Below are 20,286 nucleotides of genomic sequence, written 5' to 3'. Positions count from 1 at the left end.
CATGCTAACTGAAGATTAGGCCAACCTAACCAGAGAGTGCGCTCAGCTGTGAGGCCGCGGCTCGATACCCGTCCGCCGGCACGCCTCGTCGTAGAGCGCGACGATCTCGCGCCGCACCTCGCGCCGCTCCGAGATCGGTCCCGAGGGCCATCGAACCGTGATCTCCGCGGTCGAACCGTCGTCGAGTGTCGCCTCCCATAGGCCGCCGTCGCCGTCGAACCTGATCATGCGCGCCGCCGTGATCGCGGCATCCGTCACTCCCGCCTCGCCGCCGAATGCCCGCGCGATCAGCAGATTGTCGGCGCCGTGGTCTCCGTTCATATGGCCGAGCACGCCGGCGATGGCGGCCTCGTCGAAGACGGGTCCGCGGCCCGTTGCAGAAGCACTGGTCATGCGTCAACCCTACGGACGGCCTGCGCCGCAATCGGCGGTGGTGTGTTTGAATTCATTGCACGATCATCGGGGGGTGAGCATGCGGACCCGATCCAGACATCGCCGCGCCATCGCGGTGATCGCCGGCGCCGTCGCGTCTGCGCTGCTGTTCGCAGGCTGCTCCTTCGGCGAACAGGTCGACGCCGAGGTCCCCGCGCAGACCACGGGGTCGTTCCCCGACGAGACCGTGAAGCAGTTGACGGATGCCGTCACCCACGCCATGGGCACCACCGGGTCGTCCGGGGCGATCGTCGGAGTGTGGGCGCCGTGGAGCGGCAGCTGGGTCACCGGCCTCGGCACCCAGCGGCCCGACGGCGGCGGAGACGTGACCAAGGACATGGTCTTCCGCGCCGGCAAGGTGACACGAGCCATGACGTGCGACGTGCTCTTCCAGGTCGCCGCGGAGGGCAAGGTGAAGCTCGACGACAGCATCTCCACCTACGTCTCCGGCGTGCCCGACATCGCCGACGTCACGCTGCTGCAGCTGTGCGACGGCACGTCGGGCATCGGCTCGTACGCGGGCCAGCTCTCGTCGTCGTGGATCACGAACCCCGCGCGCGTATGGGATCCCCGGTACCTCGCGAGCTTCGGGCTCGGTCAGCCCCGGACGTCCGAGCCGGGCGCTGCCTACCGCGACTCCGATGCGGGGTACGTGCTGCTCGGGCTGGCGCTGCAGCGCGCCACCGACTCGACCGCTGCCGACCTGATCCGCAGGTATGTCGCGAAGCCGCTCGGGCTGGAGGTCACGGCCCTGGGCGAGCTGCCGTCGTCCGGAGCGTTCGCCGGCGGCCAATCGGTCACGGACGCCGAGGGCGCCTTGGACTGCGCCCATCCCGTGGACCTGACGAAGGCGTCGTCGAGCAGCGGCTTCACCGATGCCGGCGTCGTCACCGACATCGATGAGCTCGGCCGGTACGTCAAGGCGCTCGCCACGGGCGCGCTCGTCCACGACGACGACCGATTCAGTGCGCCGGTGCCGGTCACCGTCGACGGGCCGACGTGGTACTCCGCCGACGGCGGTGCGCTGCTCGCGGGATCTCTCATCGGGCAGTACGGCAAGGTGCCCGGCTACATCACGGCCGCGTTCTCCGACCCCGGCACCGGGCTGACGGTGGCCGTCGTGCTCAACAACTCGTTCATCGACGGCTCGGTGGGTGAGTACCTCGCCTGGGAGCTCGCCGCGATCGCGTCCAAGGCTCCGGCGGCCGCCGGCGAGACGGTGCCCGAGGCGGGGCTGCCCTGGACGGCTGAGCAGTACCACGAGGCGATCGCCGTCTCGGCGGTGTGCACGCCGCCGGCCTCCGAGTGAACCGGGGAGCCGGCTCGGGCGGTGCCGCGTCCTCGGGGGCGCACGCGCGTACCGGCACGACACCCGCCATCTTCCTGGTCGTGGCTGGGCTCGCCTGCCAGGAGGTCGGCGCCTCGCTCGCCGTGCTGCTCTTCCCGCAGGTGGGTCCCCTCGGCATGGTGATGCTGCGCCTGGTCTTCTCGGCGATCGTGCTGCTGGCGATCGCCCGGCCGCGCCTGCGCGGGCACTCGCGCACGGACTGGACCGCGGTGGCCCTCTTCGGCCTCGTGCTGGCGCTCATGAACGCGCTCTTCTACCTCGCGCTCGAGCGCCTGCCGCTGGGCGTGACGGTGACGATCGAGGTGCTCGGCCCGCTCGTGCTCTCGATCGTCGCCGCCCGCCGCGCGTCGGCCTGGCTCTGGGCGCTGCTCGCGCTCGCCGGGGTCGTCGCACTGGGTGGGGGCGGGTGGGACCGCCTCGACCCGATCGGCGTGCTCTTCGCGCTGGGCGCGGCCGCCAGCTGGGCGTTCTACATCCTGGCGTCGGCGCGGGTGGGCCGCGCCTTTCCCAAGCTCGACGGGCTCGCGCTCGCGATGGCGTTCGGTGCGATCATCGCCCTGCCGCTGGGGATCGCGGATGCCGGAACCGCCCTCCTGCGCCTCGAGATCGTCGCGCTCGGGGCGGCGGTGGCGATCCTGTCGTCGACGATTCCCTATGCGTTCGAGCTCATCGCCTTGCGCCGGCTTCCGGCCGCCGTCTTCGCGATCCTCATGAGCCTGGCGCCCGCCACGGCTGCCCTCGCGGGCTTCATATTCCTCGGCCAGCATATGACGTGGCTCGAGGTCGCCGGCGTCGCGCTGGTCATCGCCGCGAGCATCGGCGCGGTCCGCTCGTCCGCCGTCGCCGCGCGCGAAGCGGCCGAGCCCGTCGCCTGACGGCGGTTCGCAGCATCCGCTCATCACGGGTCCGGAGCCGCGGCTGGTTCGCCTCCGGCGGACGAGAACGCGTGATAGCACCGGAACCCGGCGGTGCGCGGTGCTGATGTGCGGTCTCGCGTTGAATCGCCGCCGGCTCGATAGCATCGGGGCCATGACGCAGACCAGGTGGGCCGTGCTCGGGCCGGGAGCGATCAGCCGGGATTTCGTGGTCGGCCTGCGAGCCTCGGAGCGCGGCGTGCTGCACGCGGTGGGCAGCTCGTCGGCGGAGCGGGCCGCGGCTTTCGCGGCAGAGCACGGCGCCGAGGCATCCGGAACCTACGACGACATCCTCGCGCGCGACGATGTCGACGCGGTGTACGTGGGCACCGTCCACACCACGCACGCCGACCTCGCCATCCGTGCACTCGAAGCGGGCAAGGCGGTGCTGTGCGAGAAGCCGGCCAGCCCGACGATCGACGAGGTCGAGCGGATCCTCTCGGCGGCCCAGCGCGCGCAGCGACCCTTCCTGGAGGCGTTCAAAACGCGGTTCGGCCCCTTCGCCGACGCGCTGCGAGATCTCGCGGCGGGCGGCGAGCTCGGGGCGCCCGAGCGGTTCGAGGGCGCCTTCGGCTTCGACGCGGGAACGCGCGAAGGGCGTCTGTTCGATCCGGCCGTGGGAGGAGGCGCGATCCTCGACGTCGGCTGCTACCCCCTCGCACTCGCGATCGACCTCGCGGCGGCAGCGGGGCAGCCGATCGACCCCGAGTACCGGGCGTTCGAGGCGGAGCTGGCCGGCGCTGTCGACGGCACCGCCCGCGCCGAACTGGAATTCGGTGCGTTCACCGCCGCGATTGCGACGTCGGTCATCGAGGACCTCTCCGACGTCGGCGTGCTGCGGTTCGCCGACGCCGAGGTGGTGCTCCCGAACGTGTGGGGCAGCCGCACCGAGAGTCCGTCGCAGATCATCGTCCGCCGTGGCGGAGAAGAGCGGACGATCCAGCTCCCGGTCGTGCAGCCCATGGCCGCGGAAGCGGATGCGCTGTCGCTCGCCGTCGCCGAAGGCCGCCTGGAGGTGCCGCAGATGCCCTGGGCCCACACGCGGGCGGCCGCCCGAGTGCTCACGGACTGGCGCGCCGCCGCCCTCACCGGCTGAGCGACATCGCCACCGGCCGGGATCTCACTCCCACGTGTGCACGGGCTCGTTCGTGTGCATCGCCGCGCGATACTCCAGCAGGGTGGCGCGGAGGGCGTCGTAGCGCTCCATGTCGGTGCGGCGATGCATCCGGTCGGTGAACCAGCCCGCGCCCGTCACCCCCGTGAGGCAGCGTCCCTCGATGATGCCCAGCAGGCGATCGCACTCGGCCCCGTCGACGCCCCATGCCCGCAGACCCTCGTGCGCGAGCGGCAGCAGACGCCGCAGCACCAGCTCGGTGGCGGGAACCTGCCCGACGCCCGGCCAGTACAGCTGGGCGTCGATGCCGTCGCGTGCCGCGATGTGGAAGTTGTCTTCGGCGGCGCTGAACGAGAGCTGCGACCACAGCGGCCTGTCGTTCTCGGCGATCGCACGAACGAGGCCGAAGTAGAACGCCGCATTCGCCATGGTGTCGACGACGGTCGGCCCGGCAGCGAGCAGACGGTTCTCCACGCGCAGGTGGGGCACCCCGGCCGCGACGTCGTAGATCGGCCGGTTCCACCGGTAGACCGTGCCGTTGTGGAGCTTCAGCTCTGAGAGGGAGGGGATGCCGCCTCCCTCGAGCACGTCCATGGGGTCCTCGTCGTGCACGATCGGAAGCAGCGCGGGGAAGTAGCGCACGTTCTCCTCGAAGAGATCGAAGACCGAGGTGATCCAGCGCTCGCCGAACCACACGCGCGGCCGCACCCCCTGCGCCTTGAGCTCTTCGCTGCGGGTGTCGGTGGCCTGCTCGAACAGCGGAATGCGGGTCTCGCGCCACAGCTCCCGGCCCAGCAGGTACGGGGAGTTCGCCGACGTCGCCAGCTGCACGCCCGCGATCGCCTGCGACGCATTCCAATACGCGGCGAAGGAATCCGGCGAGGTCTGCAGGTGCAGCTGCGTGCTCGTGCAGGCCGCCTCGGGAAGGATCGACTCCGATGTCGTGGTGAGCCGCTCGGCGCCGATGATGGAGATCGCGATGTCCTCCCCGCGCGCGTCGAGGATCTGCTCGCTCAGCAGGCGGTAGCGCGGGTTGGCGCTGATGCTGTCGGGCCGCAGGTGTCCTTCGGCGAGTGTCGGCAGGATGCCGATCATCACGAGGTGCGCCCCGACGCTCGCCGACCGCTCCTCGGCGTTGTTGAGGCTGCGTCTGAGCCCTTCCTCGAACGTCCGCAGGCCGTTCTGGCGCAGCCGGGCGGGCGGCACGTTGATCTCCACGTTGAACTGACCCAGCTCGGTCTGGAACGCGGGGTCTGCGATCGCCGCGAGGGCTTCGGCGTTGCGCAGCGCCGGATCGCCCGCTTCGTCGACGAGGTTCAGCTCCACCTCGAGGCCCGTCAACGGGTCGTCGGTGTCGAAGTGCGCTTCGCGCAGCATCCGCGCGAACACGTCGAGGTTGCGCCGGACCTTCTCACGATGACGCGTGCGGTCGGCGCGGGTGAACTCCTGTGCCGGGACGTCCTCCCCCATGGCGGAACTCTAGCGAGCACGCAGGCTTTCCGCGCCCTCGCGCCGCGGAGCGGTGGGGACCCACCCGGGCGACGCGATCGACCGCGTGCTGGTTGACTGGGCGGATGCCCCTCGTGCCTGACTCTCGGGTCGTCGTCTGCGGTCCGGCCTCGTGGAACCACCTCATCCTCCTCGACAGCCTGCCGGAGCCGTCGCCGCACATGCAGTTCGCGCTGGGGGATCTGCACACCCTCGGCGGAACCTCGGCGGGCAAGGTGCTCCACCTCGCCGACCACGGTCTCGATGTGACCCTGCACGCCCTGCTGGGTGCCGACGATGAGGGTGCTCTGGTGTCGAGCGCCCTTCGCGCGGCTGGTGCGCGCATCGAGGCATATGCCTCCGATCGCACCGAGCGGCACGCGAACCTGATGACGCCGGCGGGGGAGAGGGTGAGCCTTTATCTCGCGACGCCGTCCGCGGCATCCGTCGGCGACATCGATCGGATCGAGGCCGCGATGGCGGCCGCGGACGTGGCGGTGGTCGACCTCAGCGAGGTGGGTGCGGCGATCGCGGAACGACGCCTGGCCGGTGCGGCCGGGGCCCCGGTTTGGACCGACCTGCACGACTTCGGCGGATCGTCGGAGTTCCACGAGCCGTTCCTGCGTGCGGCCGACGTCGTCTTCATGAACGACGACGCCACCGACGACCCGTGGGCGCTGATGCAGAGCTGTCTCGACCGCGGTCCGCGCCTTGCGGTGTGCACGCTCGGCGAGCGTGGTGCGATCGCGCTCAGCGTATCGGGCGAGCGGGCCAGCGCGGCCGCGCGGCCGGTGACGGTCGTCGACAGCAACGGGGCCGGCGACGCGTTCTTCGCGGGCTTTCTGGCGGCCTCCCTCGCAGGATCGGACCTGGACGGATGCCTCGACGCCGGTGCCCGTCAGGCGGTTGTGGCTCTCTCCTCCGAGCACCTGCACCCCGTACTGGCCGGGCGCGAGTAGGGTTCTGCGGCGCGGGAGGCGCTGCGGGTGGTGACGGACGGCTCCGCGGTCACCAGCGGGCTTCGGTGACCGTTGCCGGGCGTTCGTGCTCGGAGGCGTCGGACACCTGGACCCAGGAGGGTCGCACCACGACGACTGCGAAGCCGGGCTCGAGGGCACGTGATGCGGGGAACGCCGCGTGGTAGGCGGCACCGTACTGCTCTCGGTGGGAGCCGTGCGCGATCATCCCGAAGCCTTCGATCTGGACCGAGACGCCGTTGGTGCCGATGACGACGGCGACCCGGTGGTCGTGGCGGAGGTTCTCGGCTTTGCGGGATCCGGTGGGCGTGTCGAAGATCAGCGTTCCGTCGTCGAGTGCCGCCAGGCCGACGAGGGCTGCCTCCGGCGATCCCGAGGGCGACACGGTGGCGACGACGCCCTGTGCCTGCGCTCGCACGAAGGCCACGACTGCGGCGACGTCGCTCGGATCGAAGCTCACTCGCTCACGATACGACAGCGGCGCGGCAGCGTGCAGGTGCATCCGGTCGCTGCATGTTCGATCACAGCGGGGGCAGTGCGTGCGTGATCGTCGCCACGTACTCCCCGCTGTTGTCGTTCACGCCCTTGTCGTTGGGGCCGAGGAGCAGCATCCCCTCACTCGGGCACTGGATCACGGCGCTCGAGCCGACGAAGAACGGCTCTCCTTCGCCGATGCGACCGAGCAGTCCGCGGTGTGGCGCGGCCGGCACGAGAGTGCCGGGCCTCGCGTTGCCGTCTGCACCCGCCCGGTCGTCGTCTCCGCCTCCCTCGAACGAGGTCTGTCCCGTCGCGGTCACGCGCAGCGCCGACCCCGGCGTGCACGAGCGGCCGGTCTCGGTCCATGCGACGTTGGCGGGGACGGTCACGGATGTCTCTTCGACCACGAGCGGATCGAGATCGGGCCGGGTCGTCACGGAGACCGAGTACGAGCCCGCGTTATCGGCGAGGCCGGTGTCGTTCAGACCGAAGGCCAGCGCGTTCTCGTCGTCGCAGATGAGCGTCCGCCCATTTCCGACATAGAACGGTGCGCCGTCTCCGACTCGGCCGATGAGTGCGGCGTGCGCGGCGTCCGGCACGACATTCGTGGCGGGGAACATCCCCGGGACTCCGTTGGGCCCCGAGGTGGCGCCGCCGGAGTACTCGACCGTGCCCGTCGCGCTGATGTCGAGCACGAGGCCGGGCTCGCACGAGGCGGGCGCAGGGGTCCATGCTTCCGTCGCTGAAACGGCGGTCACCGTCGTCGCGGGGGTCGGAGTGACCTCCGTCGGCGAGGTGTCCGGAGGGGGGCTCACGTCATTGCCGAGGCTCCAGAAGACGATCGCCAGGACGACGACGAGGAGCAGTGCGGCTGCTCCGCCGGCCACGGCAAGCAGCACACGACGCCGGTGGGGTGTTCCGGGCGATTCTTTCGTGACGGCCGGTGCCGGCGGCGGAGCGGGCGGCTCGATGCCGTGTGGCGGCTCGTCCCCGTACGAGGACACCGGTGGCACATCGTCGGGAGGTGGTCCGCCATGCTCCGGCCGCTCGTTCCCGTGCGCGTCGAGGGCCGGGAATGGCTCGCCATCGTGTGTCAGCCGGCCCGCGCGAGGGGGTTCGCTTTCGTACAGCGCTTCGGACGAGTGCGCGGGCTCGCCCCCGAATGCTCGTTCGCCGGCCTCGGGCGGGCCGGCGACCTGTGACAGATCGCCCACGGTCAGCGGTTCGATGTCGCGCAGCGGCTCGGCGTCGGGTGCCGGTTCGTCCTCGTGGGAAGGTTCACGCGCCCCCGAAGGAGCCGTTTCAGGGCCGACGCCGGCGGCCACCTCGGGCGGTGGTGTCTCGGGATCGATGCGAGTCGGATCCCCCGCGTCCGCCTGCTCGGGTGCCGGCGGACCGGTTCGCGGAGGGCGCTCGGCGGCGGGTGCCATCGCGGCCGTCGGGGGTCGGGCGCCGGATGGCGGCACCATCGTGAACAGCCGCGTGTCGGTACCGCGCACGTACAGCACCGGTGTGACCCACTCGAGCGTCGTGCTGCTGAGCCCCAGGATGCGGATGCGTCCGCTGCGCACCGCCTCGTCGACGGTGCGTCCGTAGCCGAGCGCGGCGTAGAAGCCCTCGGTGAAGGCGATCGCGGCGTCGTCGCTGATGGTGAACTGCATGGCCGCGGCCGCCGGGATGCCGCTGCGAACGAGTGCGGCCGCGGTGCTCGAGAGAAGATCGTCGGTGCCGCCGGACGCCGATTGGCAGGAGTTGAGCACGACGAGTCGTGGGATCGGGTCGGCCTCGGCCAGGAGATCGGCGAGGGCAGACGCCCCGACGAGCTCGGCGCGGCCGTCACGCCGGGTGAATGCGAGGACGCCCTCGTCTGCGGTGGCGGCATAGTCGCCGTGTCCCACGAAATGGAGCACGTGCCAGGGCTCGGCGAGCAGGCGTTCGTGCAGGCTCGCCCAGGTCGTGTCTTCCAGCCACTCCAGGTACACCCGTCCTTCGTCGATGTGCCGCTCCAGTGCGCTCTCGAGCTGTTCCCGTTCCAGCTCGACATTCAGGCGGGGAAGGTTGGAGGGCGCCGACACCATCCCGAGGATGCGCAGCGGGGGTTCGATGTCGAGGGCGGGAAGCGCGTCGGGTGCGTCGATCTGCCGCACGAGCGGATCGCGGCGGCAGACGTAGGCGGCCTCGGTGCGGTCGAACAGCGTCTCCCACGGCAGCGCTGCGAGCGAGGGCTCGTCCAGCCGCAGCCTGATCTGCAGGGCTTCGCGCCGTTCCGTCGCGATCGCCTTGCTCGCCCGGTATGCGGAGAGCACGTCGTCACGGAAAACGGCGTCGAACAGCTCTACGCCCACGCGCTGGATCGCGGCCTCCGGTGCGTGCAGCACACGTCGTGCCGGCACCACCGAGGCGAGCACTGCGGTCTCGAGGTTCGGCAGTTGCGACACGAGAGTGTCGACGTCGAGCTCGAAGGTTCTGGACGCTCCTCCGCCCGCCGAGCGCACCACGCGCACCGACCACGCCCCGGGGGCGCCGCCGGTGCTGATCTCCAGTTCGAAAACCGTCTTCACGTCACTCCCAGGCCATGAAGTGCGCTTGTCCCCAGGCGCCGATGCGGCGGTCCGTCGGCGTCAACACATTGTCCACCCAACGGGCACGAGACGCGAGAGCACCGTCATACCGCGACGAAGCGGCGGGGCGACTTCGAACTGAGGGTGACCGCGTCGCCGATCTCACCCGTGACCGCCGCGGGTGGCGGTTGCAGCAAGTAGGTGTCGAGGGCGGTGATCGGATCGCGGCTCCGGGTGATGCGCCACCGCTGGTTGTGCAGACGGAGGTGGCAGTTGCGACAGAGCGGTACGCCATCGTCGATGTCGGTGCGACCGTGATGCTCCCACCAATGATCGATGTGGTGGTACTCGCACTGCGAGATGGGCGCCGCGCACGACGGCCACATGCAGCCACCGTCACGGGCGGCGATCGCGATCCGCTGCCTGCGAGTGAAGAGGCGCAGTTCGCGCCCGACGTCGAGCGGTCGCCCGTCCGCTCCCCACACGAGAGGCACTGCACCGGAGTCGCACAGGCGCGCTTCGACGACTCCGCCGGGAAGGGCTGCTCCGCCGTCCTCGAGGTGGCCGACGCCGGTCACCCGCATCGCCCCTCGCTCGTCGGCACCGGCCATCGCCGACGCCTCGACGAGGATGCGCACTCCGGGTTGCCGGTCGCCGAACGCCTGCTGCGGGTCGGCATTCGCGCCCGCTCGGAGGACGGCCATGATCGTGTCGTACTGCAGCTGGTCGTTCGTGCGGTGATCCAGCTCGGCCGCACGGGCCTTCTCCGCGGCGTCCGCGCCCACGAACCGCGGACCGCGCCGCGGCCGGAGCGCGCACTGCAGCATCGAGTCCACCCACGCAGCCGCTTCATCGTCGAAGAGGATGTGGGCGTGACGCCGGCCGCTCTCGTCGACCCATCGACGGAATGATCGTGCCGCGAAACGCTCTTCGAATCGGAGCGTCACACCGGCGGGATCGAGCCGGTCCCGAGCCACGCGGGCTTGGTTGCGGAGGTCTTCCACGGGCTGCGTCGCCACCTCGTCGAGCAGCGCGCGCACGGCACGGGCCCACGCCTGGGGAAGGAAGTCCGCGTCCCGTTCCGGATACCGCTCCACCGGCGGCTCTCCCAACCCCGTGCGAATCGCGTGGAACTGGGCCTGGGTCAGCGCGCCGGACGCCAATGCGTCGCGGAGAAGCTGCAGCCACTCCGGCCCGGCGGGGGCGGCATCCGCACGCGCGTCTGCAGGGCCGGTGGGGGGAGCCGAGGGCGCCAGTTCCTCACCGGACTGCACCGCACGCTTCACGTCGGCGCGACCGAGCCCCGTGATCTGCTGCACCAGCGCCGCTCCGGTCTTCAGTCCCTTGCGCTGCGCGAGGCCGCCGTAACCGAGATCCCTGGCGGACCGACGAGACACCTCGGCGGAGGCGCTCGCGACCACGAGTTCCAGGGCTTTCCGCGCCTCGGTGGTGTCGGCGAGGAGGTCGAGAAGCTCCGCGTCGTCGAGCCGTGCTACATCGGTGGCGTCGGCGCCGAGCCGGCCGACGACGCGGGCGACGGCATCCGTCAATCGCGTCGCTGGCGACACCGGTGCGGAGGTGAACATAGAACAAAGATACGAACGACCGCCGACATCCAGACGGCCGATCATGCTCGTTGTGGATAACTCACGCTCACTGCCCGGGTTGCGGGGGAGTGATTCCAGAGAGACCGGCGATGATGCTGTGGAGGGGCTGACGGGAATCGAACCCGCGCTGTCTGCTTGGGAAGCAGAAGTTCTGCCATTGAACTACAGCCCCGGACGCCGGGATCCCGGCGTTCGCGCGCCTGTTACAGCGCCCGGCCAGCATAACAGCACCCTCCGGATAGGCTGACTGCGTGCTGCTCAGTGACCGCGACATCCGGCTCGAGATCGACGGGGGCCGCATCGCGCTCGACCCGTGGGAGCCCGGAATGGTGCAGCCCTCGAGCGTCGACGTGCGGCTCGACCGCTACTTCCGGCTCTTCGACAACCACAAGTACCCCTTCATCGATCCCGCCGTGGACCAACCCGACCTGACCCGGCTCATCGAGGTCGAGCCCGACGAGCCGTTCATCCTGCACCCGGGGGAGTTCGCGCTCGGCTCCACGTTCGAGCAGATCACGCTGCCCGACGACATCGCGGCGCGCCTGGAGGGCAAGTCCTCGCTCGGACGCCTGGGCCTGCTGACCCACTCCACGGCGGGGTTCATCGATCCCGGGTTCTCAGGACACGTCACGCTCGAGCTGTCGAACGTGGCGACCCTCCCCATCAAGCTGTGGCCGGGCATGAAGATCGGCCAGGTCTGCTACTTCCGCCTGTCGTCGCCCGCCGAGAATCCGTACGGCTCGGGCCCGTACGGCAACAGGTACCAGGGTCAGCGGGGGCCCACGGCATCCCGTTCGTTCCAGAACTTCCACCGCACGGACGTGGGGGCGACGGATGCCGGGAGCCGCGGCGCCTGAACGCCCACGGTGCGACGACCCGATGCGGCACGACGACCTTCACGGCGTCGGCTGGATGACGGGGCTCTTCGCGTAGACGTGCACCTCTGAGCCGTCCGCCCGGAACTGCAGCGCGGTGCCGTCGGCGAACCGATCCCGCAGCTGCTGCGGCAACGAGTCGGAGACGACGAATCCGGCGGTCGGCGCGAAGCCGTCGCCGGCACACCCGCCCGTGGCGGGGTCGGCGTCGCCGGCCGTGCGTCGCACGAAGAGGCAGTCGAGCACCTCCCCTCGGCTCCAGTCCTGCTTCACCAGGACGGCGGTCATGCCGTAGAAATCCTCGAAGAGGATCGCGTCGCTCGTTCCGGGGAAGACGCCGGGGGCTTGCTCGGCATCGGGGTCCACCTGGAGCACCGCGACCTGTCCCTCGGCGAGCGGCGCCACCGCGAGCGTCACGGCCGAGGATGCCACGCCGGCGACCGCGATGCACGCGAGCCACAGCATCCGCCGTCGCGCCGGCCGCCACCACGGTGGGCGGCCTGCTCCGGCGGCAAGAGGAGCCCCGCCATGGTCCCGTCCAGGATCGGGGCCGGGGGGCGCCGCCGGACCCTCGGGCGCCGACGCCCGCGGGGATTCTCCCGCTCCGTGAGGGATGCCGGCTTGCTCGCCGTCGCGCTCCGACGGGGAAGCCATCGCGTCGGACGTCCCCGGGCGAGCCCGCTCTTCCAGCTCGTGAAGTCGCCGCAGCGCGACCGGATCCTCGGCGATGTCGGCATGCGGGCCGTACGCCCGCGCGCGCAGGGCGCGCAGCTCGTCGGTCGTGGATCCCTCGTGCAGCGTCATGACCGGCCCTCCCCGCCCTCCGTTCCGGAGAGCCCGGGGACTCCGGGCTCCCGCGCGTAGACGTGGACGGATGCCTCCTCCAGCACGAACTGGAGCGCCGTGCCCTCGGCGAAGCGATCGCGCAGTTCGCGCGGAGACGTGCTGTCGACGAACATCGACGCCGTCGCCGGGAAGGCGCCGGCGCCGCAGCTGCCGCCGCCGAAGCCGGAGCCGTCCGGCGCGGTCAGCACGTACAGACACATCTGGGTCCCGCCCGAGCCCGTCCCCAAGTCCTGCGGGAAGCTGATCACGGTGAGGCCGTGGAACTCCTCGAACTGCCGACCGCCCTCCGGGCGGGAGCCGAAGACCTCACCCGGCCATCGGGCGTCGGCGTCCTCCTGCAGGACGTCGATCCTGCCCGCCTCCATCCACTGGACGAGGAGCGTCAGTCCGACGCCGAGAAGCAGCGCGACCACGACCGATCCGACCCACAGCACGGGGACCCGCCGGCGCCACCACGGCCGTGCCGCCACCGCATCCGCGTCTCCTCCGCCGGGATCATCGCTCGTGCCGTCGATACGCCCCTCCAGGGCTCCCCCGCCGGGATCATCGCTCGTGCCGTCGCCTGCGAGGCCGCCCGCGACGGGGTCGACGCGCACCTCCGAATCCGCCGGCGACCGGGCGCCGTCGCGCGCGGGTGAATCCTGCGCTGCGGGCGTCACAACCGCCCGAGGATCCGCATCGCCGACCGGCGCAGCATCCGGCTCCGCCTCGTCTCCGGCCGTCTCGGACTCGGTCGCGGGCGCCCGCGCGGCCGACAGTTCGGCCTCGAGCTGCCTCAGCCGCGCCATCGCCACGGGATCGTCGTCGATATCGGCGTCGCGGCCGTACGCGCGCCGCTGGAGGGCGCGCAACTCATCGAGCGAAGGGTCGGTCGGCGTTGACATCGAAGCCATCCTGCCTCACGGAAGCGGGCGATCGGGCGGCACCGGCGAACCGGAGGGTGCGCTACCGTCCCACGACGAGCGCCAGCGAGGTGTCGCCGCAGGGGAGCACCACCGTGCCATCAGCGAGGCGCACCGGCTCGGGCGACAACGCGCGGACGGCGGCGGTGAGGCCGTCGTCGCGGAGCATGGATCCCGGTTCCCGCCGCGCGTCCGTCGAGGTCACGACGCGGCCCGAGGCGTTGACGAGGGTGACGGGAGTCTCACCGGCGCGCAGCACGGGCAGCAGCACGCGCTCCAGCCGGTCGACCAGCGCGTCCGCGCCGACCACTCCGACCATGGCGCCGTGGAGCACCACCGGCGTCGTGATCGTGACGGTGTAGTCGTCGGTGCAGACGTAGTCGACATACGGTCCGGTGAGGTGCCGGGCGCCGGTGGTCGCGGGAACCCGCCACCACTCGAGCGCCGTGTAGTCGCGGAACTGCTCGTGCGCGGGGTCGTCGATCGTGGCCAGCCGCCGGGCGGTCCGCGGCGTTCCGGTGGTGCCGAGCCACCACGCGAGGTGCCACTCGGCGTCGCTCAGGGCGCCCGGCGCCGCGACGAAGCCTGCGCCGGTGAGCAGCGTCTCGCCCGTCACGGCCGGCACGGCGAAGGTCTCGCTGAGCGCATCGACCGTCTCGGCAGTGAGCTCGCCCGCCGACGTCAGCCCCGACTGCAGCAGGTCGCGCCAGCCGTCGATCATGGCGAAGATGTCATCGATCGTCGCGGCAACGCTGATCGCCACGTCGGCCGGTGACCGGGTCGTGGTGGTGGTCATGGCATGTCCTTCGGGTCGGATGCCGCGTCCTCCGTGCGCGCGTCTACGCGCGCTCGCTCGTCGATGAGCCATTCGAAGGCGCTGTTGATGTGTGCGAGAGTGGCCGCGCGCGCCTCCTCGGGTGCGACGTCGCGGATGGCGTCGATGACTCGGATGCGTGCGATGGCGCTGCGGTCACGGTACTCCTGCTCCCGCAGGCACATCCAGAGGAGCGAGCCCGTCTCGCCCTGCAGGCGCATCTCCTCGTGCACCAGGCGCGGGGACTGGCTGACGGCCGCGACTTCGAGCTGGAACCGGGTCACCGCCCGCCGGGCGCCGCCGGCCGTCGCCAGATCCGCACCGTCCGCGATGCGCAGCAGGTTCTCGATGTCGTCGTCGCTCGCCCGGTTTGCGGCGGCCTCGGCGGCGGTGCCGGCGATCGCCGAGGCGTGCAGCGCGAAGTCGCGCAGCTCGATGCGGCTGTGCGCGCGCAAGCGCCGCTCGAGGAGGCGCCTGGCCGACTCGCGGTCGAACGTGACGAAGCTCCCGCCGTCGCGGCCGCGCCTCGTCTTCACGAGACCCTTGTCGCGCAGCACCTCGAGCGCCTCGCGGGCGGTGACCAGTGCGACGCCGAGGCTCCGTGAGAGGTCGGCCTCGCTCGGCAGGCGCTCGCCGTCGTGCAGCACGCCCGTCACGATCGCGTCGGTGAGCCGCTTCTCGACCAGCTCGGCGCGGCCCGTGCCGTCGAGCGGAGCGAAGACGACCGCACGTGCGGCGTCGACTCTTCCCGTCGCGTGGGGCATGGGACTCCATTGCTTCGCGGGCGCTGCTCGAGCGCGGACCGTGACACGACCGTAACACCCGCGTCCCCCTTTTGACATATGGATCCATATGATTTACTTCCATCGGCATCGAAGGAGACGTCATGACCGAGCAGCAGCCCGCCGTCCGGCTGACCGGACTCACGAAGGAGTTCGGCGCCGTCACCGCCGTCGATCATGTGGACCTGGAGATCGGCGCCGGCGAGTTCTTCTCCATGCTCGGCCCCTCGGGGTCGGGCAAGACCACGGTCCTGCGCCTCATCGCCGGCTTCGAGCAGCCGACGTCCGGCACGATCGAGCTCTTCGGCCAGGACGTGACGAAGAAGGCGCCGTTCGATCGCGACGTCAACACGGTGTTCCAGGACTACGCCCTCTTCCCGCACATGAGCGTGCTCGACAACGTGGCGTACGGCCTCCGGGTGCGGGGCATGGGTCGCAGCAAGCGCCGCGACCTCGCGATGCGGGCGCTCGCCGCGGTACGGCTCGACCAGATGGCCGCGCGAAAGCCGTCGCAGCTGTCGGGAGGTCAGCGCCAGCGCGTCGCACTGGCGCGGGCCACCGTCGTCGAGCCGAAGGTGCTCCTCCTCGATGAGCCGCTCGGCGCCCTCGACCTCAAGCTGCGCGAGCAGATGCAGGTCGAGCTCAAGCAGATCCAGCGCGACCTCGGCATCACCTTCATCTTCGTGACCCACGATCAGGAGGAGGCGCTGACGCTCTCCGACCGCATCGCGGTGTTCCACGAAGGGCGCATCGTGCAGCTGGGCACCCCGCAGGACCTCTACGAGCGCCCGACCTCGCGCTTCGTCGCGGACTTCGTCGGCACTTCGAACCTCTTCGACCACGAGCGCTCCACCACCCTCATCGGGCGGGAGGGAGAGCACTCGATCCGTCCCGAGAAGCTCACCCTGGCCTCCACCCCGGCCTCGGCGCCCGGCGAGCACTCGGCCGAGGGCACCGTGATCGAGTCGATCTACGTGGGAAGCGGCATCCGTCGCGTCATCGATCTGGATGCCGGCATGCGCGTGACCGTGCTCGAGCGCAACGATCGCGGGCGCCTTTCGGACGACGACCGCGGCGACCGCGTGCACGTCACATGGCATGACGACGACGTCGTCCCGCTCATCCCGCCCGGCACCTGAGCCCTGTCACCACCCAAGACCTGGGCGCCCGCGGCGCCCCGGAGCACAACACAGCACAACCCGAGAAGAGCACTGAGAGGAAGAACGATGATGCGCACATCACGTGGATCGCGGATCGCCGCGGCCGCCCTGACGGTCGGGTCGCTCGCGGTCCTGGCCGGCTGCGGCACGTCCAGCGGCGGTGGCGCCGCGCCGTCCGAGCAGGCCGATGAGCTCGGCGACTACGAGGGACAGGTCTCGATCCTGGCGTGGCCCGGCTACGTCGAAGACGGCAGCAACGACCCCGATGTCGACTGGGTCTCGGGCTTCGAGGACAAGACCGGATGCCAGGTCACGTCGAAGTCCTACGGCACCTCCGACGAGGCCGTCAACCTGATGAAGACGGGCGACTACGACGTCGTCGCGGCCTCGGGCGACGCGACCCTCCGCCTCATCGCCGCCGACGACGTCGCCCCCGTCAACACCGGCCTGATTCCGAGCTACGAGGGCGTGTACGACTTCCTCAAGGAGAAGGAGTGGAACTCCGTCGACGGACAGTCGTACGGCGTTCCGCACGGCTACGGCGCCAACCTGCTCCTGTACAACACGGACGTCGTCACCCCGGCGCCTACGTCGTGGGATGTCGTGTTCGACGGCGCGAGCGCGTACTCGGGCAAGATCACGGCCTACGACTCGCCGATCTACATCGCCGACGCCGCGGTGTATCTGATGGCCCACCAGCCGGACCTCGGCATCGAGAACCCGTACGCGCTCGACGAGGACCAGTTCCAGGCGGCGGTCGACCTGCTCAAGGAGCAGCGCCAGCACGTCGGCGAGTACTGGTCGGACTACCTCAAGGAGATCCAGGCGTTCGAGACCGGCGACTCGGTGGCCGGCACCACCTGGCAGGTGATCCAGAACTCGCTGGCGGCGGAGGGTGCCTCCACGGATGCGGTGCTCCCGGAGGAGGGCGCGACCGGCTGGTCGGACACCTGGATGATCGCGTCGGCCGCGAAGAACCCCAACTGCGCCTACGCGTGGCTCGACTGGATCGCCAGCCCCGAGGTCAACGCGCAGGCGACGGCGTACTTCGGCGAGGCCCCCTCGAGCGACGCCGCGTGCGACTACCGCGACGACTGCGAGGCCTACCACGCCGGTGACGCCGACTACGCATCGCAGATCTGGTACTGGACCACGCCGATCGCCGAGTGCGTCGACGGCCGCACCGATGTCGAGTGCGTCGACTACGCCCGCTGGACCGAGGCCTGGTCCGAGATCAAGGGCTGATCCCGCTCGCTGAGCCGGGGCGACGGATGCTGCCGCCCCGGCTCGCCGAAGCGAGACCGACTCCGGAGGAACCGATGACCCAGACCCTGTCCGCCCCGCCCACCCCGCGGGCGGTCGCCGAGCCGCGGAGGACGACCGCGCGTCGCGCGTCGGCGTGGCTGAGCGCGCACCCGCGCTTCCGGCTCGCGTTCCTCCTGACGGCGCCGCTGTTCTGGCTCGGCGTCGTCTACATCGTGGCGCTCGTCCTGCTGCTGGTGACGGCGTTCTGGACGGTCGACAGCTTCACCGGCGAGATCATCACCGACTGGACGCTCGACAACATCATCACCGTGCTCACCGGCTCGCTGTACCAGACGGTGACCCTCCGCACCGTGGGCGTCGCCCTGCTCGTCACCATCATCGACGTGGCCATCGCCCTCCCGATCGCCTTCTACATGGCGAAGGTCGCCTCGCCTCGCATGCAGCGCCTCCTCGTGATCGCCGTGCTGATGCCGCTCTGGGCGAGCTACCTCGTCAAGGCGTATGCGTGGCGGTCGGTGCTGTCGCAGGAGGGCATCCTCGAGTGGATCCTCGCGCCGTTCGGCCTGCACACGCCCGGCTACGGGCTCACCGCGACGATCATCACGCTGTCGTACCTGTGGCTGCCGTACGTGATCCTCCCGATCTACGCAGGACTGGAGCGCGTGCCGGACTCGCTGCTCGAGGCATCCGCCGATCTGGGCGGCCGCACGTGGCGGACGATCGGGTCCGTCGTGCTCCCGCTCGCGTTCCCCGCGATCATCGCGGGCACGATCTTCGCCTTCTCGCTGTCGCTCGGCGACTACATCACCGTCAACATCGTCGGCGGCGCCAGCCAGATGCTCGGCAACCTCGTCTACACGAACGTGGGGGCGGCGAACAACCTGCCGCTCGCGGCGGCGATCGCCCTCATCCCGATCGTCATCATCTTCGGCTACCTCGCCCTCGTGCGCCGCACCGGCGCCCTGAACAACCTCTAGGATCCGGCGATGCGACTCTCGCGACTCTCCCGCACCGTGCTCGGCGTCGTCACGGGGCTGATCCTGCTCGCGGTGTACCTGCCGCTGTTCGTCGTGCTGGTGAACTCCTTCTCCACCTCGACGTCGCTCACCTGGCCCCCGCCGGGCTTCACGCTGGAGTGGTGGGGCAAGGCGTTCCAGAGCGCGGGCGCGCTCGAGGCGGTCGGCACCAGCGTCGGGATCGCCCTCATCGCCACGGCGATCTCGCTCGTGCTGGGCACGCTCATCTCGCTGGCGCTGCAGCGGTTCGAGTTCTTCGGACGCGACGCGATCTCGCTGCTGATCATCCTGCCGATCGCCCTGCCCGGCATCATCACGGGCATCGCGCTCAACAACTTCTTCCGCACGATCATGGGCATCCCGCTGTCGATCTGGACGGTGGTGATCGCACACGCGACGTTCTGCATCGTGACGGTGTTCAACAACGTCATCGCACGCCTGCGGCGCACCGGCACGAACCTCGAGGAGGCCTCGGCCGATCTGGGTGCCGGCATCTGGACGACGTTCCGCCTCGTCACCTTCCCGCAGCTGCGCTCGGCGCTGCTGGCCGGCGCCCTCCTCGCCTTCGCGTTGAGCTTCGACGAGATCATCGTGACCACGTTCACGGCCGGATCCGGCGTGACCACGCTTCCGATCTACATCCTCAACAACATGTTCCGGCCCAACCAGGCGCCGGTCGTCTCGGTCATCGCGGTCGTGCTCGTGATCGTGTCGATCGTGCCGATCTACCTCGCGCAGCGGCTCTCGGGCTCGGAGCAGACCCGCCGCTGAGGTCTTCCTGGGCGCCGGCTGCGCGAGGTTCGCGGCGGGCGATCCCCACGATCGCCCGCCGCGGCGGCGGGCCCGCGCCCCCACGACCGGCCCGCCGGCAGCGCGGACTCCGCCTTCAGATGGCGAGACCGGCCAACAGTTACTGCAAGCTGCAGTATATGGCCGATGGGGAGCGAGCGGGATAGCCTTTCCTCGTCCGCCGATGACGGGACCCGCCGGGCTGGTCGACGGCGGGTGGGGGAGGAGGATGCCGGTGCCCGACCGCGAGATCTCGACCACGGCGTACCTGACCCTGGGCCTCCTGGCGGCGCGGGACTGGTCGGCGTACCAGCTGGCCGAGCAGCTGGGCCGCGGAGTCGCGGAGCTGTGGCCGTCGGCGGACCGCGGCCGCTACGCCGTGCTCACCCGGCTCCGCGACGCCGGCTTCGTCGAGACCCGTCAGGAGCACACCGGCAAGCGCGCCCGCACCATGTACTCGATCACGCCGGAGGGCCGCGAGGCGCTCGCCCGGTGGCTGAGCACGCCGGTGCGCCCGCCGTCGTTTGAGTTCGAGGGCATGGTGCGCGTGCTGCTCTCCGACCAGGGATCGCTCGACGACCTGCGCGCGACGCTCGCCCAGACGCGGGAGCGCGCCCTCGCCCAGCGCGACCTGTTCGCCCGGTACGCCGCGTTCATCAGCGCGACGGGCGGCACGTTCCCCGAGCGCCAGCATCTCTTCGCACTGGCGAACACCTTCATGGTCGGCCACTACGAGCACATCCTTGCGTGGGCCGAGTGGGCCGAGCGGCAGATCGCGAGGTGGCCCGACACGGTGACGCCGGCGACCACGCACGGCGACCAGGTGCGACACATGCTCGCACCCGGCCGCAGGCTGTTCGAGGCGGGGCAGCCGGACGCTCACTGACGTGCGGCGGCGCACGCGCAAGAGTGCGCCGG

General features: G+C 70.7%; 19 protein-coding genes and 1 tRNA gene. 10 read left to right on the top strand and 10 right to left on the bottom strand.

The genetic code is table 11. From position 1 onward, the window contains the following. Positions 1–42: 42 nt before the first annotated feature. A complete protein-coding gene (locus ACN9MP_RS18575) occupies positions 43–393 on the bottom strand; it encodes a DUF2470 domain-containing protein (protein ID WP_426322662.1) in 351 nt (116 codons plus the stop codon). Between the two features lie 79 nt (positions 394–472). Here ACN9MP_RS18575 and ACN9MP_RS18570 point away from each other — a divergent pair, with 79 nt between their 5' ends. From ACN9MP_RS18570 to ACN9MP_RS18560, 3 genes are all read left to right on the top strand, one after another. Then, complete coding sequence (locus ACN9MP_RS18570; protein ID WP_426326124.1) at positions 473–1,741, top strand: serine hydrolase domain-containing protein; 1,269 nt, start codon at positions 473–475, stop codon at positions 1,739–1,741. Positions 1,742–1,821: 80 nt separating this feature from the next. Continuing rightward, on the top strand, positions 1,822–2,655 hold the full coding sequence (locus ACN9MP_RS18565; protein ID WP_426322660.1) for an EamA family transporter: 834 nt from the start codon (positions 1,822–1,824) through the stop codon (positions 2,653–2,655). Between the two features lie 154 nt (positions 2,656–2,809). Next, positions 2,810–3,790: a Gfo/Idh/MocA family protein gene (locus tag ACN9MP_RS18560; RefSeq protein ID WP_426322658.1), complete on the top strand. Its 981-nt coding sequence runs from the start codon at positions 2,810–2,812 to the stop codon at positions 3,788–3,790. A gap of 24 nt (positions 3,791–3,814) precedes the next feature. Here the strand turns inward: ACN9MP_RS18560 and ACN9MP_RS18555 are convergent, their stop codons facing one another. Beyond that, positions 3,815–5,278 (bottom strand): glutamate--cysteine ligase, encoded by a 1,464-nt coding sequence (locus ACN9MP_RS18555; RefSeq protein ID WP_426322656.1) that lies wholly within the window; start codon positions 5,276–5,278, stop codon positions 3,815–3,817. A 104-nt stretch (positions 5,279–5,382) separates the two neighbouring features. Here ACN9MP_RS18555 and ACN9MP_RS18550 point away from each other — a divergent pair, with 104 nt between their 5' ends. Then, the gene (locus ACN9MP_RS18550) at positions 5,383–6,255 is read left to right on the top strand and encodes a carbohydrate kinase family protein (protein ID WP_426322654.1); all 873 of its coding nucleotides are present in this window, start codon (positions 5,383–5,385) and stop codon (positions 6,253–6,255) included. A 49-nt stretch (positions 6,256–6,304) separates the two neighbouring features. Here the strand turns inward: ACN9MP_RS18550 and ACN9MP_RS18545 are convergent, their stop codons facing one another. The 4 genes from ACN9MP_RS18545 to ACN9MP_RS18530 form a co-directional block, all read right to left on the bottom strand. After that, a complete protein-coding gene (locus ACN9MP_RS18545) occupies positions 6,305–6,733 on the bottom strand; it encodes a pyridoxamine 5'-phosphate oxidase family protein (protein WP_426322652.1) in 429 nt (142 codons plus the stop codon). Positions 6,734–6,794: 61 nt separating this feature from the next. Next, a complete protein-coding gene (locus ACN9MP_RS18540; protein ID WP_426322650.1) occupies positions 6,795–9,311 on the bottom strand; it encodes a CHAT domain-containing protein in 2,517 nt (838 codons plus the stop codon). 104 nt (positions 9,312–9,415) lie between these two features. Further along, entirely contained in the window at positions 9,416–10,897 is a 1,482-nt protein-coding gene (locus ACN9MP_RS18535; protein WP_426322648.1) for an HNH endonuclease, read from the bottom strand. A gap of 119 nt (positions 10,898–11,016) precedes the next feature. Then, a tRNA-Gly gene (locus tag ACN9MP_RS18530) sits at positions 11,017–11,090 on the bottom strand. A gap of 79 nt (positions 11,091–11,169) precedes the next feature. Here ACN9MP_RS18530 and dcd point away from each other — a divergent pair. After that, positions 11,170–11,775, top strand: a complete 606-nt coding sequence (gene dcd / locus ACN9MP_RS18525) for a dCTP deaminase (RefSeq protein ID WP_426322646.1) — start codon at positions 11,170–11,172, stop codon at positions 11,773–11,775. A 39-nt stretch (positions 11,776–11,814) separates the two neighbouring features. On the opposite strand, the gene ACN9MP_RS18520 is transcribed toward dcd, so the two are convergent. The 4 genes from ACN9MP_RS18520 to ACN9MP_RS18505 all read right to left on the bottom strand — a co-directional run bounded on the left by ACN9MP_RS18520 (position 11,815) and on the right by ACN9MP_RS18505 (position 15,119). Further along, the gene (locus ACN9MP_RS18520; protein WP_426322645.1) at positions 11,815–12,597 is read right to left on the bottom strand and encodes a hypothetical protein; all 783 of its coding nucleotides are present in this window, start codon (positions 12,595–12,597) and stop codon (positions 11,815–11,817) included. Continuing rightward, a complete protein-coding gene (locus ACN9MP_RS18515) occupies positions 12,594–13,523 on the bottom strand; it encodes a hypothetical protein (protein ID WP_426322643.1) in 930 nt (309 codons plus the stop codon). Before ACN9MP_RS18515 ends, ACN9MP_RS18520 begins: the two co-directional genes overlap by 4 nt. Before the next feature lie 61 nt (positions 13,524–13,584). Beyond that, complete coding sequence (locus ACN9MP_RS18510) at positions 13,585–14,337, bottom strand: cache domain-containing protein (protein ID WP_426322641.1); 753 nt, start codon at positions 14,335–14,337, stop codon at positions 13,585–13,587. After that, entirely contained in the window at positions 14,334–15,119 is a 786-nt protein-coding gene (locus ACN9MP_RS18505) for a FadR/GntR family transcriptional regulator (RefSeq protein ID WP_426322639.1), read from the bottom strand. The genes ACN9MP_RS18510 and ACN9MP_RS18505 overlap by 4 nt, the downstream gene beginning before the upstream one ends. Positions 15,120–15,241: 122 nt before the next feature. Here ACN9MP_RS18505 and ACN9MP_RS18500 point away from each other — a divergent pair, with 122 nt between their 5' ends. The 5 genes from ACN9MP_RS18500 (at position 15,242) to ACN9MP_RS18480 (ending at position 20,254) form a co-directional block, all read left to right on the top strand. Next, complete coding sequence (locus ACN9MP_RS18500) at positions 15,242–16,276, top strand: ABC transporter ATP-binding protein (protein WP_426322637.1); 1,035 nt, start codon at positions 15,242–15,244, stop codon at positions 16,274–16,276. An 87-nt stretch (positions 16,277–16,363) separates the two neighbouring features. After that, positions 16,364–17,542, top strand: coding sequence for an extracellular solute-binding protein (locus ACN9MP_RS18495; RefSeq protein ID WP_426322635.1), 1,179 nt, complete (start codon positions 16,364–16,366; stop codon positions 17,540–17,542). Between the two features lie 74 nt (positions 17,543–17,616). Then, positions 17,617–18,540, top strand: a complete 924-nt coding sequence (locus ACN9MP_RS18490; RefSeq protein ID WP_426322633.1) for an ABC transporter permease — start codon at positions 17,617–17,619, stop codon at positions 18,538–18,540. A 9-nt stretch (positions 18,541–18,549) separates the two neighbouring features. Next, positions 18,550–19,350: an ABC transporter permease gene (locus tag ACN9MP_RS18485; protein WP_426322631.1), complete on the top strand. Its 801-nt coding sequence runs from the start codon at positions 18,550–18,552 to the stop codon at positions 19,348–19,350. A 202-nt stretch (positions 19,351–19,552) separates the two neighbouring features. Continuing rightward, a complete protein-coding gene (locus ACN9MP_RS18480; RefSeq protein WP_426322630.1) occupies positions 19,553–20,254 on the top strand; it encodes a PadR family transcriptional regulator in 702 nt (233 codons plus the stop codon). Positions 20,255–20,286 lie beyond the last annotated feature (32 nt).

The sequence above is a fragment of the Microbacterium sp. E-13 genome, from assembly GCF_049912955.1.
Taxonomy (GTDB): domain Bacteria; phylum Actinomycetota; class Actinomycetes; order Actinomycetales; family Microbacteriaceae; genus Microbacterium.
Note: the sequence above shows the minus strand (reverse complement) of the source record. Positions and strands in the feature narration are given on the sequence as shown.

Bases quoted from the DNA above. Each gene is read 5' to 3' on its own strand.
- ACN9MP_RS18560 (WP_426322658.1), top strand. From the start codon at position 2,810: ATGACGCAGACCAGGTGGGCCGTGCTCGGGCCGGGAGCGATCAGCCGG.
- ACN9MP_RS18505 (WP_426322639.1), bottom strand. From the start codon at position 15,119: ATGCCCCACGCGACGGGAAGAGTCGACGCCGCACGTGCGGTCGTCTTC.
- ACN9MP_RS18490 (WP_426322633.1), top strand. From the start codon at position 17,617: ATGACCCAGACCCTGTCCGCCCCGCCCACCCCGCGGGCGGTCGCCGAG.
- ACN9MP_RS18535 (WP_426322648.1), bottom strand. From the start codon at position 10,897: ATGTTCACCTCCGCACCGGTGTCGCCAGCGACGCGATTGACGGATGCC.
- ACN9MP_RS18510 (WP_426322641.1), bottom strand. From the start codon at position 14,337: ATGACCACCACCACGACCCGGTCACCGGCCGACGTGGCGATCAGCGTT.
- ACN9MP_RS18575 (WP_426322662.1), bottom strand. From the start codon at position 393: ATGACCAGTGCTTCTGCAACGGGCCGCGGACCCGTCTTCGACGAGGCC.
- ACN9MP_RS18480 (WP_426322630.1), top strand. From the start codon at position 19,553: ATGACGGGACCCGCCGGGCTGGTCGACGGCGGGTGGGGGAGGAGGATG.
- ACN9MP_RS18500 (WP_426322637.1), top strand. From the start codon at position 15,242: ATGACCGAGCAGCAGCCCGCCGTCCGGCTGACCGGACTCACGAAGGAG.
- ACN9MP_RS18515 (WP_426322643.1), bottom strand. From the start codon at position 13,523: ATGTCAACGCCGACCGACCCTTCGCTCGATGAGTTGCGCGCCCTCCAG.
- ACN9MP_RS18495 (WP_426322635.1), top strand. From the start codon at position 16,364: ATGATGCGCACATCACGTGGATCGCGGATCGCCGCGGCCGCCCTGACG.
- ACN9MP_RS18520 (WP_426322645.1), bottom strand. From the start codon at position 12,597: ATGACGCTGCACGAGGGATCCACGACCGACGAGCTGCGCGCCCTGCGC.
- ACN9MP_RS18550 (WP_426322654.1), top strand. From the start codon at position 5,383: ATGCCCCTCGTGCCTGACTCTCGGGTCGTCGTCTGCGGTCCGGCCTCG.
- ACN9MP_RS18485 (WP_426322631.1), top strand. From the start codon at position 18,550: ATGCGACTCTCGCGACTCTCCCGCACCGTGCTCGGCGTCGTCACGGGG.
- ACN9MP_RS18555 (WP_426322656.1), bottom strand. From the start codon at position 5,278: ATGGGGGAGGACGTCCCGGCACAGGAGTTCACCCGCGCCGACCGCACG.
- ACN9MP_RS18570 (WP_426326124.1), top strand. From the start codon at position 473: ATGCGGACCCGATCCAGACATCGCCGCGCCATCGCGGTGATCGCCGGC.